The sequence below is a fragment of the Pseudomonas sp. OA65 genome (assembly GCF_017498305.1).
In the GTDB taxonomy this organism is placed as follows: Bacteria; Pseudomonadota; Gammaproteobacteria; order Pseudomonadales; family Pseudomonadaceae; genus Aquipseudomonas; species Aquipseudomonas zanjanensis.
In genome coordinates this window covers 55,738-75,394 of record NZ_JAGDEZ010000023.1, presented here as the reverse complement: position 1 = coordinate 75,394, position 19,657 = coordinate 55,738, and the positions used below count along the sequence as shown (strand labels likewise).

General features: G+C 62.8%; 13 protein-coding genes. All 13 read left to right on the top strand.

The genetic code is table 11. The features are described from left to right. Positions 1-142: 142 nt before the first annotated feature. Positions 143-589, top strand: coding sequence for a DUF411 domain-containing protein (locus J3361_RS19310; protein WP_207965919.1), 447 nt, complete (start codon positions 143-145; stop codon positions 587-589). Next, positions 589-1,023 carry a YqaA family protein gene (locus tag J3361_RS19305; RefSeq protein ID WP_207965918.1) on the top strand — a complete coding sequence of 145 codons (435 nt, stop codon included), beginning with the start codon at positions 589-591 and terminating at the stop codon, positions 1,021-1,023. Before J3361_RS19310 ends, J3361_RS19305 begins: the two co-directional genes overlap by 1 nt. Before the next feature lie 85 nt (positions 1,024-1,108). Next, positions 1,109-2,140, top strand: a complete 1,032-nt coding sequence (locus J3361_RS19300; RefSeq protein WP_207965917.1) for an alpha/beta hydrolase — start codon at positions 1,109-1,111, stop codon at positions 2,138-2,140. Between the two features lie 11 nt (positions 2,141-2,151). Next, positions 2,152-3,114, top strand: coding sequence for a D-2-hydroxyacid dehydrogenase family protein (locus J3361_RS19295; RefSeq protein WP_207965916.1), 963 nt, complete (start codon positions 2,152-2,154; stop codon positions 3,112-3,114). Between the two features lie 645 nt (positions 3,115-3,759). Next, entirely contained in the window at positions 3,760-5,331 is a 1,572-nt protein-coding gene (glgA, locus tag J3361_RS19290) for a glycogen synthase GlgA (protein WP_207965915.1), read from the top strand. A 7-nt stretch (positions 5,332-5,338) separates the two neighbouring features. Next, positions 5,339-7,141 (top strand): malto-oligosyltrehalose trehalohydrolase, encoded by a 1,803-nt coding sequence (gene treZ / locus J3361_RS19285; protein WP_207965914.1) that lies wholly within the window; start codon positions 5,339-5,341, stop codon positions 7,139-7,141. After that, positions 7,138-9,216 (top strand): 4-alpha-glucanotransferase, encoded by a 2,079-nt coding sequence (malQ, locus tag J3361_RS19280; protein WP_207965913.1) that lies wholly within the window; start codon positions 7,138-7,140, stop codon positions 9,214-9,216. The genes treZ and malQ overlap by 4 nt, the downstream gene beginning before the upstream one ends. Next, the gene (locus tag J3361_RS19275) at positions 9,213-11,999 is read left to right on the top strand and encodes a malto-oligosyltrehalose synthase (RefSeq protein ID WP_207965912.1); all 2,787 of its coding nucleotides are present in this window, start codon (positions 9,213-9,215) and stop codon (positions 11,997-11,999) included. Before malQ ends, J3361_RS19275 begins: the two co-directional genes overlap by 4 nt. A gap of 20 nt (positions 12,000-12,019) precedes the next feature. After that, positions 12,020-12,373, top strand: a complete 354-nt coding sequence (locus tag J3361_RS19270; RefSeq protein ID WP_207965911.1) for a DUF2934 domain-containing protein — start codon at positions 12,020-12,022, stop codon at positions 12,371-12,373. Between the two features lie 229 nt (positions 12,374-12,602). Then, a complete protein-coding gene (gene glgX / locus J3361_RS19265; RefSeq protein WP_207965910.1) occupies positions 12,603-14,762 on the top strand; it encodes a glycogen debranching protein GlgX in 2,160 nt (719 codons plus the stop codon). Positions 14,763-15,012: 250 nt separating this feature from the next. Continuing rightward, positions 15,013-15,777, top strand: a complete 765-nt coding sequence (locus J3361_RS19260) for a PIG-L family deacetylase (RefSeq protein ID WP_207965909.1) — start codon at positions 15,013-15,015, stop codon at positions 15,775-15,777. A 368-nt stretch (positions 15,778-16,145) separates the two neighbouring features. After that, on the top strand, positions 16,146-16,946 hold the full coding sequence (locus J3361_RS19255) for an endonuclease/exonuclease/phosphatase family protein (protein ID WP_207965908.1): 801 nt from the start codon (positions 16,146-16,148) through the stop codon (positions 16,944-16,946). Between the two features lie 181 nt (positions 16,947-17,127). Next, positions 17,128-19,587 carry an autotransporter outer membrane beta-barrel domain-containing protein gene (locus J3361_RS19250; RefSeq protein WP_207965907.1) on the top strand — a complete coding sequence of 820 codons (2,460 nt, stop codon included), beginning with the start codon at positions 17,128-17,130 and terminating at the stop codon, positions 19,585-19,587. Positions 19,588-19,657: the final 70 nt, after the last annotated feature.

Genomic DNA, 19,657 nt, shown 5'->3' with positions numbered 1-19,657 from the left:
ATCGCGAGCAAGCTTTGCTCCCACAGGACTGCGTTCGCCCTTGCAACCTGACAATTCTGTAATCCCCGCCTCAGCCCCCTGTCAGCTCGCCCTCGCTACTCTGTTATCCTCCCTCCAAACCGTACGACACGAGACCACCTCCATGGCCAACCCCCTGCACCTGCTCGCCTTGAGCGCCCTGTTCATGACCTCCCTGGCCCAGGCCGCCGAGCCGGTGACCATCGATGTGCACCGCGATGCCAATTGCGGCTGCTGCAAAAAGTGGATCTCGCATCTGCAAGAAAACGGCTTCAAGGTCAACGACCACGTCGAGGCCGACATGAGTTCGGTCAAGCAACGCCTGGGCGTAGCGCCGAACCTGCGCTCTTGCCACACCGCCGAGATCAACGGCAAATTCGTCGAGGGCCATGTCCCGTCCGACCAGGTGCTGGCGTTGAGCAAGCGCGATGACTTGCTCGGCGTCGCCGCGCCGGGCATGCCCATGGGCTCGCCCGGCATGGAAATGGATGGCATGAGCGACGCTTATCAAGTGATCGGCCAGAAAAAAGACGGGACCCAAACCGTGGTGGCGGATTACCCGGCCCACTGATGGGCGAAGCCTATATCGGCTTGTTCCTGGCGGCGTTCGGCGCGGCGACCTTGTTGCCGCTCCAGTCGGAGGCCTTGTTGGTCGGCCTGTTGCTCAGCGAGCGCCACGAAACCTGGTTGCTGCTCGCGGTCGCCACGGTCGGCAACGTCCTGGGTTCGCTGGTGAACTGGTGGCTGGGCACGCGGCTGGAACACTTCAAGGACCGGCGCTGGTTCCCGGTCAGCCCGACCCGCCTGGAGAAGGCTCGCCTGCATTACCAGCGCTTCGGCCGCTGGTCACTGCTGCTCAGTTGGCTGCCAATCATCGGCGACCCGTTGACCCTGGTGGCCGGGGTGATGGGCGAACCGTGGCGGCGCTTCCTGCTGATCGTGGCCCTGGCCAAAGGCATGCGCTATGGCGTGCTCGCCCTGGCCACACTGGGCTGGATGGGTTGAACGTTCGGGCCGTTCGGTTGCCTGTGGTTAATGTCGCCATAATCGAGTCGCGCCAGGATCGGCGGCGGCCACAAGGAGATCGACCATGTCCCGAATCATGACCCGCTGGTTGCCCAGCCTGATGCTCAGCGCCGCCCTGCCCCTGCTCGCCCAAGCCGCCAATCCACCGGAAGGGCCAGCCTACGGCGCGCAGTTGGAAGGCTTCCAATACCCCTACACCCTCAAGCATTTCGCCTTACAGTCCCAGGGCCAATCCTTGCAGATGGGCTACATGGACGTACCGGCCCAAGGCAAGGTCAATGGCCGCACCGTGGTGCTGATGCACGGCAAGAATTTCTGCGCCGCCACCTGGGGCGATACGATCAAGACCCTTAGTGAGGCCGGCTACCGGGTCATCGCGGCGGACCAGATCGGCTTCTGCACCTCGAGCAAACCCGAGCATTACCAGTACAGTTTCCAGCAACTGGCAACCAACACCCAGGCCTTGCTCAAGGCCCTCGGCGTACAGAAATCCATCGTCCTCGGCCATTCCACTGGCGGCATGCTTGCCACCCGCTACGCCTTGCAGTTTCCCGACCAGGTCGAACGCCTGGCGATGGTCAACCCCATCGGCCTGGAAGACTGGAAAGCCTTGGGCGTGCCCTACCGCACCGTCGACCAGTGGTACGCCCGTGAGCTGAAGGTCACCGCAGAGGGCATTCGCAATTACGAGCGCACAACCTATTACGCCGGCCGCTGGAAACCTGAGTTCGACCGTTGGGTGGATATGCTTGCCGGCTTGAACAAGGGCCCGGGTCATGAGCAGGTGGCCTGGAACTCGGCGTTGATCTACGACATGATCTTCACCCAGCCGGTCTATTACGAGTTCAAGGACCTGAGCGTGCCCACCCTGCTGTTGATCGGCACCTCGGACACCACCGCCATCGGCAGCGACATCGCGCCACCGGCGGTCAAGGCCAAACTGGGCCACTACGAGGTACTGGGCAAGCAGGTGGCCGGGCTGATTCCCCGCTCGACCCTGGTGGAGTTCCCCAATCTGGGGCATGCGCCGCAAATGGAAGAGCCGGATCGGTTCCACGAGGCCCTGCTCGGCTGGCTGGACAAACCGATTCCCTGACGAGGTGATCCATGGCGGTGCAAATAGCAGTCATAGACGATTGGCAAGATGTGGCGCGCGACGTGGTGGATTGGTCGGTGCTCGACAGCGTCGGCCAGGTGACGTTTCTCCACGACTACCCCGCCGACCGCGACACCCTCGCCGAACGCTTGCAGCGCTTCGAGGTGATCTGCGTGATGCGCGAACGTACCCTGTTCGACGAAGGCCTGCTGCGCCGCTTGCCCAATCTCAAGCTGCTCCTCACCGGCGGCATGCGCAATGCCGCCCTGGACCTGAAGGCCGCCGCCGAATTGGGCATCCAGGTCTGCGGCACCGACAGCTACAAACACGCCACGCCTGAACTGACCTGGGCGCTGATCATGGCGCTGACCCGCAACCTGGTACAGGAGGCCAACGCCTTGCGCGCCGGCCTCTGGCAGCAAGGCCTGGGCGGGGACCTGCACGGCAAGACCCTGGCAATCCTCGGCCTGGGCAGCATCGGCACGCGGGTGGCGCAGTTCGGCCAGGTGTTTGGCATGCGGGTCATCGCCTGGAGCCAGAACCTCAGCGCCGAACGAGCCGCCGAAGTGGGCGTGAGCTATGTCAGCAAACAGGCGTTGTTCGAACAGGCCGACGTGCTCTCGATCCACTTGGTGCTCGGCGAACGCACCCGCGGTCTGGTGGATGCCCAGGCGCTGGCCTGGATGAAACCCGAGGCGCTGCTGGTCAACACCTCCCGCGGCCCCATCGTCGATGAAACCGCCCTGATCGACGCCCTCCAGCACAAACGCTTGGCCGGCGCCGCCCTGGACGTCTTCGCCCAGGAGCCCTTGCCTGCCGCCCACCCGTTCCGAACCCTGGACAACGTACTGGCCACGCCCCATGTGGGTTACGTCAGCCGACAGAATTACCAGCGGTTCTATTCCTTGATGATCGAGGACCTGCTGGCCTGGGCGGCGGGCACGCCGATTCGGTTGCTGACGCCAGCGGGCTGAACCGCCCCCCAATCCCCAGAACACCTCCTGCTGTGGGAGCGGGCTTGCTCGCGAATGCGGTGTATCAGTCAGTAGATATGTGGCTGACAGACCGCATTCGCGAGCAAGCCCGCTCCCACAGAAACAGCGTGTTTCAGCGCGGACATTGGCCATCAAAACGCCGCCATTCCAGCCGCCCTCCAATGGTGCATCGCGCCATTCCATCGCGCACGCCGATGAAACAACCCCCTCCCCATACACTTTTTTCTTTGCAAAAACCTGCACTTCGTCGGTGCGTATTCCCCGTCCTCATGTAAGACATTGCCGCTAAAAAACGTGATTGTCGGACAATGCGACGAACCGAGCCGCACCGCTCTAGGATCTGACCTAGACTGCCTAACCGGGGGGAAAACCGACCGGTCATCCAGATGAAAAAAAGTCGAAACTTTTCGCAACGGCGACAGGTCAGGTTAGAGGTAGGGCAATAGCGACTGGTGCAGTCCTTGCACTGGTCATTGCAACAGCTCCTTCAGCTGCTTCGCTTCGCCGCGTTTGGGTAGCCGTTCGCTTTCCTTCGTAGCGCTTGTGCGCCTGGCCGCAGGATTCGGCCAATGAAACAACAGCTCTGGCGCTTGCCGGAAACAGATCGAGAAATGGGAGATATTTATGATCAGTGCTGCCTTGGAACCACAACAAGTCCGTTCACAATTACCGCCGGCGGCCGAATCGCCGACGGCCCCGGTGCTGGCCACCGGCGGCAAGGCACTGCTCCCCGTCGCTCGACAGAATCCCAACCGCAAGAAAGTCCTGTTCGTCACCTCGGAAATCGCCGACCTGGTCAAGACTGGCGGCTTGGGCGATGTGTCCTCGGCACTGCCCCGGGCCATGGCCGGGCTCCATGATGTCCGGGTACTGATCCCCGGTTATCCGCAAGTGATGAACAGCGGCAATCCGATTCACATCATCGGCGAACTGGGCGGCCACGCCGCACTGCCGCCCTGCAAGATCGGGCGCATGGACATGGCCGATGGCCTGGTGATCTACGTCCTGATCTGCCCGGAACTGTTCGCCCGCGAAGGCTCGCCCTACGGTGCCAACAACGGCCGCGACTGGCCCGATAATCACATCCGCTTCGCCCGCCTGGGCCTGGCCGCCGCCGACATCGCCGCCAACCTCGCGCAGATCCACTGGTGCCCGGACCTGGTCCACGCCCACGACTGGCCAGCCGGGTTGGCGCCCGCTTATATGCACTGGCGCGGGCAACGCACCCCGACCCTGTTCACCATCCACAACCTGGCCTACCAGGGTGTGGTCAGCTTGGCCTCGTGCCCGGAGCTGGGCATTCCCGAGCACGCCCTGCAACAGGAAGGCATGGAGTTCTACGGCAAACTGTCGTTCCTCAAGGCCGGGATGGCCTACTCCAGCCATATCACCACCGTCAGCGCCACCTACGCCCAGGAGATCACCACCCCGGCGTTTGGTTGTGGGCTCGACGGTTTCCTCGCGGCCAAGACTCAACAAGGCTTGCTCAGCGGCATTCCCAACGGCATCGACGAAAGCTGGGATTCGGCCACCGATTCGCACCTGTTCCGCCAGTTCGCCATCGGCGACTGGGAAGGCAAGGCAGTCAACGCGAGCCATGTGCGGGAACTGTTCGGACTGGACGATTCCACGGGCCCGCTGTTCGCCGTGGTGTCGCGCCTGGTCTACCAGAAAGGCCTGGACCTGACCGAAGCAGTCGCCGAATTCATCGTCGAGTCCGGTGGCCAGATTGCCATCATCGGCCGTGGCGAACCGGAGGAAGAACAGGCCATGCGCGAACTGGCGCTGCGCTTCCCCGGCCGCATCGGCGTACGCATCGGCTTCAACGAAACCGATGCCCGACGGATGTTTGCCGGCAGCGATTTCCTGCTGATGCCGTCGCGCTACGAGCCCTGCGGCTTGAGCCAGATGTACGCCCAACGCTTCGGCTCGCTGCCGGTGGCGCGCAATACCGGAGGCTTGGCGGACACCATCGAAGATGGCATCACCGGGTTCCTGTTCGATGAGTCCACGGTGGAGAGCTACAAACAGGCCTTGAGCCGGGCCTTCAAGGTTTTCGAGTTCCCAGACCTGCTCAACGCCATGCGCTGCCGGGCCATGTCCGCGCCGTTCAACTGGTGCAAGGCGGTGGAACCCTACGCCGAACTCTACGAACAACTGGTGGCAAAGTCCCTGGGAAAATCGGCCAGACAATGAGGTAACAATGACGTCAAGGACGCCTGAGACATGGACCCACGGCGCGGTGATGCTGGATGACGAGCACACCCGCTTCGCCCTCTGGGCCCCGGATGCTTTTTTTGTCAGTGTCGAGCTCGACACTGGAGATTCAATACCCCTACTGCCCCAAGCCGACGGCTGGTTCATGATCCAGACCCGTTGCCCCGCCGGGACCCGCTATCGCTACAACATCGATGGCGAACTGGAGGTGCCGGACCCGGCCTCTCGTGCCCAGGCCGGCGACATTGACCGCCACAGCGTGGTGGTCGACCCCCATGCCTACTCCTGGCGGCACACCCAATGGTCCGGTCGCCCCTGGCACGAAGCCGTGATCTACGAACTGCACGTGGGCGCCCTCGGTGGTTTCAACGGTGTCGAACAGCAGTTGGCGCGCCTGGCCGGGCTAGGTATCACCGCCATTGAGCTGATGCCGCTGGCGCAGTTTCCTGGCGATCGCAACTGGGGCTACGACGGGGTCCTGCCCTACGCCCCCCAGGCGTCCTACGGCACACCTGAACAGCTCAAGCATCTGATCGACAGTGCCCACGGCCATGGGCTGTCCGTCATCCTGGACGTGGTCTACAACCACTTCGGCCCTGACGGCAATTACCTGCACCGCTATGCCAAGGGCTTCTTCCGCGAAGACAAGCACACGCCCTGGGGCGCGGCGATCGATTTTCGCCGTCGCGAGGTGCGGGACTTCTTCATCGACAATGCGCTGATGTGGCTGTTGGAATACCGTTTTGACGGTCTGCGCCTCGACGCGGTGCATGCCATCGAAGATCCGGACTTTCTCCAGGAACTGGCGGCCAGGGTGCGCGAACAGGTGGACCCGGTCCGGCATGTCTGGCTGACCGTGGAAAACGAACACAACCAGGCCAGCCTGCTGGAACAGGGCTACGACGCCCAGTGGAACGACGACGGCCACAATGCCTTGCATGTGTTGCTGACCGGCGAGACCGACGCCTACTACGCCGACTATGCCGAGCAGCCGACGGAACAACTGGCACGCTGCCTCAGCCAGGGTTTCGTCTTCCAGGGTCACATCAATCGCCACGGCGAATCCCGGGGCGAGCCCAGTGGTCACCTGCCGCCGAGCGCATTCGTGCTGTTCCTGCAAAACCATGACCAGATCGGCAACCGTGCCCTGGGTGAACGCCTGCATCAGCTCGCCGCCCCCCAGGCCCTGCAAGCAGCGACGGCCCTGTTGCTGTTGTCACCGATGATCCCACTGCTGTTCATGGGCGATGAAGCAGCGGCTGAACAACCGTTCCTGTTCTTCACCAGCCACCATGGCGAGCTGGCGGAACTCGTGCGCGAAGGCCGACGCAACGAGTTCAAGGCCTTCAGTGCCTTCGCCGATCCGCAGCAACGCGCGCGAATTCCCGATCCCAACGCCGCCGGCACCTTTGAGGCGTCACGCCCGAGCCTGGAACCGCAGGGGCCGGAGCAACAGGCCAGCGAGGCGCTGTATCGCCAACTGCTGAAAATCCGCCGTGAAGAGATCGTCCCGCGCCTGCCCGGCGCTCAGGCTCTCGGGGCCGATGTGCTGGGCCATGGCGCCGTCAGCGCACGCTGGCGACTGGGCGATGGCAGTGTGTTGCGCATCGACCTGAACCTTGGCGACCAGCCCATCGACCACCAGGCCCCGGAAGAGGTACGCATTCTTTTCGAACATCCGCAACAGGCCATGGGTCTGTTGCAAAAGGGCGTCCTTGCGCCCTATAGCGCGCTGGTCAGTCTGACGCAGGCGACAACCTTGCCCAACATCACTGGAGAGCGCCAATGAGCGACGCGCAACTGGAAATCCTCGCCGGCCGAGCAGGCCTGGCGGTGGATTGGATCGATGCCAATGGCCGGCCCCAGAAAGTCTCGCCAGCCGTCTTGCGTTCGGTTCTCACTGGCCTGGGCCATCCCGCCGGCAGCGCCCAGGAAATCGACGCCAGCCTGTTGCAGTTGCAGGAAGATCAACAGAACCATCAACTGCCACCGCTGATCACTGCCGATGTAGGGGCCAGCCTGGACTTGAGCCGCTACTTCGAGGCCGGGACGCCCTGCGAAATCAAACTCGAAGACGGCGCGACACTGCACCTGAACCTCGATGCCGAGGCCAAGTTACCGGGGATGGTCCCGGTGGGTTATCAGCACGTCCATATCCAAAACCAACATTTCACCCTGGCCGTCGCGCCGGCCCGCTGCTACAGCGTGGCCGATGCAGTGGACGACCCGACACCACGGGCCTGGGGCCTCAGTGCGCAGTTGTACGCCCTGCGGCGCCCCGGCGACGGCGGCTTTGGTGATACCCAGGCCCTGGAAGAGCTGGCCCGGGTAGCCGGCGAACGCGGTGCCGAGGCCATTGCCATCAGCCCGATGCACGCCATGTTCAGCAGCGACACCGGACGCTACAGCCCTTATTCGCCATCCAGCCGATTGTTTCTCAACAGCCTGTACGCCGCGCCCGGCACCATCCTCGGTGAACGTGCCCTGCGCACCGCCATCGACGCCACCGGCTTGACCAATCAACTGCGCAACCTGGAAGAGCAGCCGCTGATCGACTGGCCGGTCGCCGCTCAGGCCAAGCAGAAAATCCTCCGTGCCCTGTACGACGGCTTCAGCCAGGGCGCGCACCCGTTGCACGAAGACTTCAGCAGTTTTCGTCACAGCAGCGGCGAAGCCCTGGAAAACCATTGCCGCTTCGAAGCCTTGCAGGCCGAACGCGAGGCCCGGGGCGAAAGCCTCGATTGGCGACAGTGGCCGGAAGCACTGCGTGATCCACGCAGCGCCGCCCTGGCCCATTTCGCCGAGGAAAATGCCGATGAGATCGGCTTCTACGCCTTTTGCCAATGGCTGATTGCCCGTTGCCTGGAACGCGCCCAGAGCGCCGCCAAGTCCAGCGGCATGGGCATCGGCCTGATCGCCGACCTGGCGGTGGGCGCCGACGGTGGCGGCAGCCAGGCCTGGAGCCGTCAGGACGAACTGCTCGCGTCGCTGACGGTGGGCGCGCCGCCGGACATCCTCAACCGCTCCGGCCAAGGCTGGGGCATCTCGGCGTTTTCCCCGGAAGGCCTGGTGCGCAACGGCTTTCGCGCCTTCATTGAAATGCTCCGGGCCAACTTCGCCCACGCCGGCGGCTTGCGCATCGACCATGTGATGGGCTTGCAGCGGCTCTGGGTGATCCCTAACGACGCCCCACCCAGCGATGGTGCCTACCTGTATTACCCAGTGGACGACCTGCTGCGCCTGCTGGCGCTGGAATCCCATCGCCACCAGGCCATCGTGCTCGGCGAAGACCTCGGTACCGTGCCGGGTGGCCTGCGGGACAAACTCATCGCCCGGTCGATCCTGGGCATGCGCGTACTGTTGTTCGAACAGGACAACACCCACTTCAAGCCCATCCTCGACTGGCCCGACAACGCCCTGGCGACCACCAGCACCCATGACCTGCCGACGCTCAACGGTTGGTGGCATGGTCATGACATCGACTGGAATGCCCGACTGGACCTGATCGATTCCCCCACCGAGATGGACTGGCGCAAACACCGCGAGCGCGAACGCGAAGGCCTACGCCAAGTGCTGAACCAGGACCCGCAGAATTTTCGCGAAGAACATCGCGAGACCGACCAGGTGCTCGATGCCAGCGTGCGCTTCCTCGGCCACACCCGCGCGCCGTTGGTATTGCTGCCACTCGAGGATGCCTTGGGCATCGAGGAGCAAGCCAACCTGCCCGGCACCATCGACACCCACCCCAACTGGCGCCGCCGCCTGGCCCAACAGAGCCAGGCGCTGCTGGACCACCCGGACGCCGCCCGGCGCCTGGAAATACTCGCCTGTGCGCGACTTCAGGCGAACGAGCGTGACCGATGAAACAGACGTTGATCCAACCCCTGCGGGCAACGTTACGCCTGCAGCTCCATAAAGGCTTCACCCTGGACGATGCCATCCCCCAGGTGCCGTACTTCGCCTCGCTGGGCATCAGCCATATTTATGCTTCGCCGCTGCTCAAGGCCCGGGCCGGCTCCATGCACGGCTACGACGTTGTCGACCCGACCCTGGTCAACCCCGAACTGGGTGGCGAAGCCGCACTCAAGCGCTTGGTTGCAACGTTGCGCGAGCATCGGATGGGCTTGATTCTCGACATCGTGTCCAATCACATGGCCGTCGGCGGCAACGACAATCCCTGGTGGCTGGATTTGCTGGAATGGGGACGCCTGAGCCCCTACGGCGAGTTTTTCGACATCCAGTGGCATTCCCCGGACCCGCTGATGGAAGGCCAGTTGTTGCTGCCGTTCCTGGGCAGCGACTACGGCGTGGCTTTGCAAGAAGGCACCTTGCAGCTGCGCTTCGATGCCGCTCACGGCAGCTTCTACGTCGAGCACTATGAACACCGCTTCCCGATTTGCCCGATGCACTACGGCGAGCTGCTCAAACCCGCCGAAACCCTGCCTGCCGAACAGGCCGAATCGCTCAAGACCCTGGCCGAGCGCTTCACTACACTGAATTACCAGACCGATGCCCACACCCTCGCCCGCCCGCTGCAAACAGAGTTGCAGGGCCTGGCGGCACACGCCGGCATCCTTGCCGCCATCGAGGAAAACCTGGGTGCCTACGATTCCACCCAGCCCGAGGGTTTCGAACGCCTGCATCAGTTGCTGGAGCGCCAGAGCTATCGGCTCGCCAGTTGGCGCACCGCAGCGGACGACATCAATTGGCGGCGCTTTTTCGATGTCAACGAACTGGGCGGCCTGCGGGTCGAGCGTCCGGCGGTATTCGAAGCCACCCATGCCAAGATTTTCGAGTTGATCGGCGAAGGGCTGGTGGACGGCCTGCGGATCGATCACATCGACGGCCTGGCCGACCCTCGCGGTTACTGCCGCAAATTACGCAGACGACTTGACGCGTTGTCGCCGTCGCGGCACTTGCCGATTTTTGTCGAGAAAATCCTCGGTGATGGCGAGACGTTGCGGCGGGACTGGAACATCGACGGCAGTACCGGCTATGAGTTCATGAACCAGGTCTCGCTGCTGCAGCACGACCCGGCCGGTGCCGCCCCCCTCGCCGAATTCTGGAACCGGCACAGCGAGCGGCCGGCACACTTCATCGACGAAGCCCGCCTGGCTCGCCAACAGATTCTCAATGGTTCCTTGGCCGGGGATTTTGAAAGTGTCGCCCAGGCCTTGCTGCAAGTGGCCCGGGACGATGTGATGACCCGCGACCTGACCCTTGGCGCGATTCGGCGGGCCTTGCAGGCGTTGATCGTGCATTTCCCGGTGTACCGCACCTACATCACGCCCATGGGGCGCTCCGCTGAAGACGAGGTGTTTTTCAACCAAGCCCTGGAAGGAGCCCGGCAAACCCTCAGCGAAGCAGACTGGCCGGTGCTCGATTGCCTGGCCGACTGGCTCGGTGGAATGCCCTGGCGGCATCGCCCGCGGGGCAGCCAGCGTAAACGCCTGCGCCACGCCTGCGTGCGCTTCCAGCAACTAACCTCGCCAGCCGCTGCCAAGGCCGTGGAGGACACCGCGCTCTATCGCTCGGCGGTGCTGCTGTCGCGCAATGACGTCGGCTATAACACCGAGCGCTTCAGTGCCCCGGTGCAAGCGTTCCACCAGGCGTGCCTAGAACGCCTCGAACACTTTCCTGACAACCTGATCACCACCGCCACCCACGACCACAAGCGCGGCGAAGATACCCGTGCCAGGCTGGCCGTACTCAGCGAGCGCGCCGATTGGTACGCCACCTGCGTCGAGCAATGGCGCATCCTCTCGCCTTCGCTGCACAGCGATCCGGCAGCGCCCTCGGCCGGTGACGAGCTGATCCTCTACCAGGCGCTGCTCGGCAGCTGGCCGCTGGACCTCGACCTCCAGGACCACAAGGCACTGGCCGAATACAACGAGCGCCTCTGGCAATGGCAGCGCAAGGCCCTGCGCGAAGCCAAGCTGCAAAGCAGTTGGGCGGCAGTGAACGATGCTTATGAGCAAGCCACCCAGATGTTCCTCGAACGCCTGCTGCTGGGTGATGAGGGACTGCCCTTGCGCAGCGCCATCGCCGAGGCGGTCCACGCCATGGCGCCGGCGGGTGCGCTCAACAGTCTGGCGCAAACTTTGCTGCGCATGACCGTACCCGGCGTGCCGGACCTGTACCAAGGCAACGAGTTCTGGGATTTCAGCCTGGTGGACCCAGACAACCGCCGCCCGGTGGATTACCAAGCGCGCCGCGAGGCAATGCACGCCGACGACACGCCGGCCGCGCTGGTACGCGATTGGCGTGACGGCCGGATCAAACAGGCATTGATCGCCAAGACGTTGGCCAGGCGGGCCGAGTACCCGCAGCTATGGCGCCAGGGTCGCTACCAGCCGTTGGAAGTGCTCGGCGAGCAGGCCCACCGGGTGCTGGCTTTCATGCGTGAGGACTCGCAGCAGCGAGCGATCATTGTCGTACCTGTCCATGTGGCGCAGTTGCTGGAAAACAGTGCCGTGCCGCTGGTGGCTGCGTCGGATTGGGGCGATACCCGCGTGTCGTTACCGTTCGCCGCCAAGGATGAAAAACTGAAGGGACTTTTTTCAAGCGCAACAGTCACACCCCAAAGGGAGCTGCTGATCAGCGCCGCGCTGGGGAATTTCCCGGTCAATGTCTTTATCCAATCTTGAGTTGAATCAGGAGCACTGCGATGAGTACCGACGATAAACGCATTCGTGAATTCGCCTATCAGATCTGGGAGTCCGAGGGTAAACCCACCGGGCAGGAAAAACGCCACTGGGAGATGGCGCGCAAACTGGCCGAAGCCGAAGCGCTAGCCCCCAGCAAGCCACCCAAGGCGGCGAGCAAATCGGCCGCCAGCAAGACCGATGGCGCCAAGCCTGCGGCAGCCAAGAGCACCACGGCCAAGACCAGCGCGAAGAACACCACGCCCAAGGTCAAGCCAGCGGCCAAGCCTTCCGCGGCGACAGCAGCGGTAGTGCCACCGGCCAATAAAGCAACCGACAAGAAGCCCCGGGCACCGCGCAAGCCACCGGCGGTTTGATTCGTCCTATCGGTCTCCTCGCTGGGTGGGAGCAAAGCTTGCTCGCGAAACGAGCGCCTCGAATGCTTGCAGGAGCGCATGACCTCATCGCGGGCAAGCCTTGCTCCCACAGAGAAGCAGCGTTGTCCCACCTGGCGGGGATAAATTCCGTCGCCACAGGTGAAGGGCATCGCTCTCCTTTTCAAGTAAATCGCATCGCTGTATCTGTCTGTTTTTTGCAGGAGCAACTATGACCCGTCCAAACAAAACCACGCCGCCGCCCATTATCGAGGCTTCGCGGATTCGTGAAGGGCTGCCTTTTCCGCTGGGTGCAACCTGGGATGGCCTCGGGGTCAATTTCGCGCTGTTTTCAGCCAACGCCACCAAGGTCGAACTGTGCATTTTCGACGATGCCGGCGAAGTCGAACTCGAACGCATCGAACTGCCGGAATACACCGACGAGATCTACCACGGCTATCTGCCGGATGCCCATCCGGGATTGATTTATGGCTACCGGGTCTACGGCCCGTACGACCCAGCGAACGGCCACCGCTTCAACCCGAACAAGTTGCTGATCGACCCCTACGCCAAGCAACTGGTCGGTCAATTGAAGTGGTCCGAAGCCTTGTTCGGCTACACCATCGGCCACCCCGATGGCGACCTCAGTTTCGATGAGCGTGACAGCGCCCCGTTCGTCCCAAAGTGCAAAGTCATCGACCCCGCGCACACCTGGGGCCACGACCATCGCGTCAGCGTGCCCTGGGACAAGACCATCCTGTATGAGACCCACGTACGCGGCCTCACCATGCGCCATCCCTCGGTGCCCGAAAACCTGCGCGGTACCTTCGCCGGGTTGATGGTCGACGATGTGCTGGAGCATATCCGCAAGCTCGGGGTTTCCTCGGTGGAGCTGCTACCCATCCACGGGTTCGTCAATGACCAGCACCTGCTGCACAAAGGCATGACCAACTACTGGGGCTATAACAGCATCGCCTTCTTCGCGCCCGACCCGCGCTACCTGGCCAGCGGCAAGATCGCCGAGTTCAAGGAAATGGTCGCCCACCTGCACGAGGCCAACCTGGAAGTCATCCTCGACGTGGTCTACAACCACACCGCCGAGGGCAATGAACAGGGGCCCACCCTGTCCATGCGCGGCATCGATAATGCCTCGTACTACCGGCTGATGCCCGACGACAAACGCTACTACATCAACGACTCCGGTACCGGCAATACCCTGGACCTGAGCCATCCGTGCGTGCTGCAGATGGTCACCGACTCCCTGCGCTACTGGGCCACGGAAATGCACGTCGACGGCTTCCGCTTCGACCTGGCGACCATTCTTGGCCGTTACCATGACGGCTTCGACGAGCGCCACAGCTTCCTCGTCGCCTGCCGCCAGGACCCGGTGCTGCGCCAGGTAAAAATGATCGCCGAGCCTTGGGACTGCGGCCCAGGGGGCTACCAGGTAGGACGTTTCCCGCCGGGCTGGGTCGAGTGGAACGACAAGTTCCGCGACACCGTGCGTGCATTCTGGAAGGGTGACGACGGCCAGCTCGCCGATTTCGCCAGCCGAATGACGGCTTCCGGCGAGATGTTCAACCAGCGTGGCCGGCGTCCGTACGCCTCGGTGAACTTCGTCACCGCCCATGACGGTTTCACCTTGCACGACCTGGTGTCGTACAACGACAAGCACAACGAAGCCAACGACGAGAACAACCAGGACGGCAGCAACAACAACCTGTCCTGGAACCATGGCGTCGAAGGTCCGACGGATGATCCGGAGATCAACGCGCTGCGTCATCGACAGATGCGCAACTTCTTCGCCACCCTGCTATTGGCCCAAGGCACGCCAATGATCGTCGCCGGCGACGAGTTCGCCCGTACCCAGCACGGCAACAATAATGCCTACTGCCAGGACAGTGAGATCGGCTGGGTCAATTGGGACCTGAGCGAGGACGGCGCGGCGCTGCTCAAGTTCGTCAAACGCCTGATCAAGTTGCGCCTGACCTACCCGATCCTGCGTCGTGGACGCTTCCTGGTGGGCAATTACAACGAGGACATCGGCGTCAAGGACGTGACCTGGCTGGCCCCGGATGGCAGCGAGATGTCCATCGAGCAGTGGCAGGACAGCCATGGTCGCTGCCTGGGCATGCTGATGGACGGCCGCGCCCAGGAAACCGGTATTCGACGCAAAGGTGGCGATGCGACGCTGCTGCTGGTCGTCAACGCGCACCATGACATCGTCAACTTCCGCTTGCCGGAAGTCCCCGAGGGCAGTTTCTGGACCTGCATGGTCGACACCAACCAGCCGACCGTTCGTGGACAGGAGCGCTTCGATTTCGAATCCGAGTACTCCGTCACCGGGCGCTCACTGCTGCTGTTCGAGCTGCAACGCGAAGAGGAGGATTGAACGATTCGCAGTTAATCCATGGGGACCGCAAGGACGCGGTTTTTTTCATTCCACACCGTCCAGTTTGAAGAAAAAAATGCAGCTCAGACGCACATGTCACGAGACGAATCGGCTGACATGGTCAATACTTCCCCTGCGGTAGTCTCCAGGATTCGGAGCGCTGTGAATCGCGGTCATGCCCACATCGGTGCCATCGGACAGTAGGCCCGGTGCATGACTGAAAGATTGAACACAAACAAGGATGTCGCTTATGAAGCCCGCGTCTCGCTTGCCTGGCCGGCAGCACCCGCAAATCTGGAACAGTGCTGCGCAACTGGCCGATATTCCAATCATCAGCACCCAGACGCTCATTCCCGCCGGCGCCCGTGCCGTCATCCTCGCCCCGCACCCGGGCGATGAGGTCGGGGCCTGTGGCGGCTTGCTGCAACTGCTGAGCAACCTCGAACAGTCCATGTTGCTGATCTCGATCACCGATGGCGCCCTGGCCCATCCCGGCTCACCGTTGTGGACCGACGAGCGCCTGCGTACGCACCGCCCTCATCCCCAGGAAAGCGTCGACGCCCTGCACCGCCTGGGCATCGCCACCCATGGCCTGCAATGGGTGCGCGGCGGTTTTCCGGAAAAAGACCTGATGGAACACGAAGCTGATCTGGCCACCTTCATTGCGCGTCACCTGCGCCCCGGCGACGTGGTGTTCAGCACCTGGCGCCAGGACGGCGACAGCGACCACGACACCGTGGGACGCGCCGGGGCCTTGGCCGCCGACAGGATCGGAGTGGCGTTCAACGAACTGCCGGTGTGGGCCTGGCACTGGCCGGTCCGCGAGCAGAATAAAATTCCCTGGCACCGGGCCCGCAAGCTGCGCCTCGACGTCTGGACCACCGCCCGCAAGCGTCACGCCATGCACGCCTACGTCAGCCAACTCAGCGGCGAACCGGCGAGCGGCATCGCCCCACTGTTGCCCAGGGTCATCCTTGACCGGATGGGTTTGCCCTATGAAATTGTCTTTGTCTGAACACACACCTGTGAAAGCAGATATACCGCCATCGCGAGCAAGCTCGCTTCCACAGGGTTTACCGCTGGGCGTGATGGCTTGAACGCTTTTGTGGCGAGGGAGCTTGCTCCCGCTCGGCTGCGCAGCAGCCGCAAAACCGGACGATACGGTCTGCCTGAAGGAGTGCTGGGGCCTGCTTCGCAGGCCAGCGGGAGCAAGCTCCCTCGCCACAAGAGCGGTGTGTTGGTTGGAATGATCAGGAGTGAAAGCAGAAAAAACGGTGGGAGCGAGCTTGCTCGCGATGGCGCTCAGCAAGGAGATGAAAAATCCGGAACTGCCGATGCCTTGGATCAGTCGCATGAACAAGTACGTCTGATTCAGGAGCGAACGTGACTCAAGATCCCGATTGGCGAGCCGTCGAACCCATGCCATTGGACGCACCTGCGGCGGTTCATCGGCTGCGGGTCCTGACGGTCAACACCCACAAGGGTTTCACCGCCCTCAACCGACGCTTCATCCTGCCCGAATTGCGCGAAGCGGTACGCAGTACCGGCGCCGACCTGGTGTTCCTGCAAGAGGTACTGGGTGAACATGACCGCCACGCGTCACGCTACGAGAACTGGCCCCAGACGTCCCAGTACGAATTCCTCGCCGACAGCATGTGGAGCGACTTCGCCTACGGCCGCAATGCGGTCTACCCCGATGGCCACCATGGCAATGCCCTGCTCTCCAAATACCCGATCCGCCAGTTCCGCAATCTCGACGTATCCATCACCGGACCGGAGCGCCGCGGGTTATTGCATTGCGTGCTGGATGTACCGGGCCACGCCGCGGTCCACGGCATCTGTGTGCATTTGAGCCTGTTGGAAAGCCATCGCCAGTTACAGCTCAAACTGCTCTGCCAATTGCTCGATTCACTGCCCGAGGATGCGCCAGTGATCATCGCCGGTGACTTCAACGACTGGCAACTGCGCGGCAACCTCGCCCTCGCCCGCCGTGGTTACCTGCACGAAGCCTTCGAGCACCACCTTGGCCGTCCCGCCAGGACCTACCCGGCTCGCTTCCCGCTGTTGCGCCTGGACCGCGTTTACCTGCGCAACGCCACCAGCCATTCCCCGCAAATACTCGGCAATAAACCCTGGACCCACCTGAGCGACCACCTGCCCCTTTCGGTGGAAGTGCACTTGTAGGACGGGCCTTCCCTCGGGCTTTCTGCGCGTCGACCTGTAAGTTCTGACAGTAGCGACGCGTTTTATTCGTTGCTAGGGTGCCATCCCATACAGCGAGCGTTGCCAGGCCCTGTGTGCCATCTGTTGCGCAACCGATGCTGGAACCGGTGTCCACGGGGATGCCGATGCAGAGGGATAGCACATGATTCGGCACGATAAAGGATTCAATCGGCTGTTCAACGCGTTGTGGATATCGGCTCCCTTCCTGTTTTCCGCACCCGCTGCCATGGCGGCCTGTACGCTGACGCCAACCGCAGGTGATGATGCCTATGTCTGCGACAGCGGCACCAGTCCTGGGTTGACAGACCTTTCGGGTAACAACAGCCTGACCATGCCTGCCAATGGCAGCGGCGTCATTACCGGCGACGTCACGTTCGGCGCCGGCGTCGACAGCCTCGTGATCAACGCCAACGGGGTGATTGACGGGGACGTCGAGCAGGGCTCGGGCATTGATGACTTCGTCATGACCGGTGGCAGCATCCGGTCGCTGGCCCAGGGCGACGGCCTCGATACGTTCCTGATGACCGGCGGGAGGATCATCGGTGCATTCGAAGATGGCGACGAAGCCAAAATGACGGGGGGCACAATCGGCCGGGTCAACATGAAACTCGATGACAACCTCTTCGATATGTCCGGCGGCGAGATTCTAGGCAACCTGGTAACCGGCTTTGGCCAAGACACCATTATTCTTTCCGCAGGGCGCATTGGTGGCAACGTAAGTGTCAGCGGCGGCGACGACCGCGTCACCGTGAGCGGCGGCGAAATTGTCGGCGAAGTCCGAACCAGTTTTGGCAACGATCAACTGCAATGGAGTGGCGGCGTCATTCGCTCTGCCATTTTGATGGAGGAAGGCAACGACACGGCATCGCTGAGCAACCTCGATGAGACCCTGCTCTCCACCACCCCCAGCCTGGACGGCGGACTGGGTCAGGACGTTCTGACCTTCAGTGGCAGCACCTCCAGCACCGGCGCCCGATACCTCAACTGGGAAACGGTCAACCTCACCCAAGGCTCACAACTGGACCTCAACGACACCTTGGCCCTGGGGGACAGCGCCACTGCCACCGGGACGCTCAACATCGAAAGCGGTAGCACGCTCACGGCGACCCAAGGCGTCATCGCCCCGTTTACAGCCGGCCAACTGGCGACGCTCAACAACGCCGGCACGGTGGACCTCACCCAGGGCAACACCCGCACCAACGATACCCTCACCGTTCAAGGCAACTACGTCGGCAACAGTGGTCAGTTGCGCCTGCAAACGGTACTGGGAGCCGACGACTCGCCCAGTGACAAACTGGTGGTCAATGGCGGCAGACTCTCCGGCAGTACCGCCATCACGGTCACGAACCTGGACGGCACAGGCGGTTTAACGACCCAGGACGGCATCGAAGTGGTCCAGGCCCAGGGCGGCGCGGTCAGTGACGTCAATGCTTTTTCGCTGGCGCAGTCCGTCTCGGCCGGCGCGTTCGATTACCGTCTGTTCAAGGGCGGCGTGACTGGCAATGAAAACAACTGGTACCTGCGCTCCACCGTGGTCGCCGGACCGGTAGCGGCGCCTATCCCGACGGTGCCTCCCGCGCCGGGCGCGCCACCGGTGCCGACGCTGCCGCCCTTGCCAACCGCGGTGCCCGGCGCCGCGCCCATCCCGTTGTATCGCCCGGAAGTGCCAACCTGGTCGGTGTTGCCGCCGGCTGCCGCGCAGCTAACACTGATGGCCCTCGGCACCTTCCATGACCGTCAAGGTGATCAGCGACTGCTCACGGAAACCGGCGCGTTCGGCGCGGGCTGGGGCCGGGTCTACGGCACAGACCTGAATAAAACCTGGGCCGGCACGGTGGCGCCGCAGTTCGATGGGTCGATCAAAGGGTTCCAAGTGGGCAACGATCTGTACAGCTCGCAACTGTCCGGCGGCCAAACCCAGCGCATCGGCTTTTTCGTCGGGCATACGGAATTGAATGGTGACATCAAGGGCTTCAACCTCGGTTTCGAAGGCCGGCACGCTGGCAAGATCGAACTCGACGGCGACAGCTACGGGCTCTACTGGACCCTCACCGATCCCAGCGGCGGCTACGTCGACACCGTGGTGATGGGCACACGATTGAACGGCGACAACCGCTCCGAACGCGGCTTGAAAATCGACAACCGCGGGCATGCCCTGACCGTTTCAGCGGAGGCCGGCTATCCGTTCGCGGTGAGCTCCGACTGGGTGTTCGAACCCCAGGCACAGATCATCCACCAAAAGGTATCCCTGGACACCCAAGACGATGGGGTTTCCAAAGTCGAATTCGATTCCGACGGCGCCTGGACCGGCCGTCTCGGCGCTCGCCTCAAGGGGCGCTACCAAGTGAGCGGCATGCCCGTGGAACCGTACTTGCGCGCCAACCTCTGGCACACTTTTTCCGGCACCGATTCGGTGACCTTCGACGATACCGAGCGGGTCGAAACCCAACAACAGTCGTCCAGCGGGGACCTGGGCGTGGGCGTCATCGTGAGCCTGGCGCCAGCCGTCGCCGTATACGCCGCTGCCGACTACAACCAAAACCTCGACAGCAACCAGCAACACAGCGTCAGAGGTAATATCGGTGTACGAATCAGTTGGTAGGCAGGCGTCCGCGACGGGCCTTTGACGCCGAAATATCCTCCTCAATAATCAATTGAAATCAGCGTGTTAT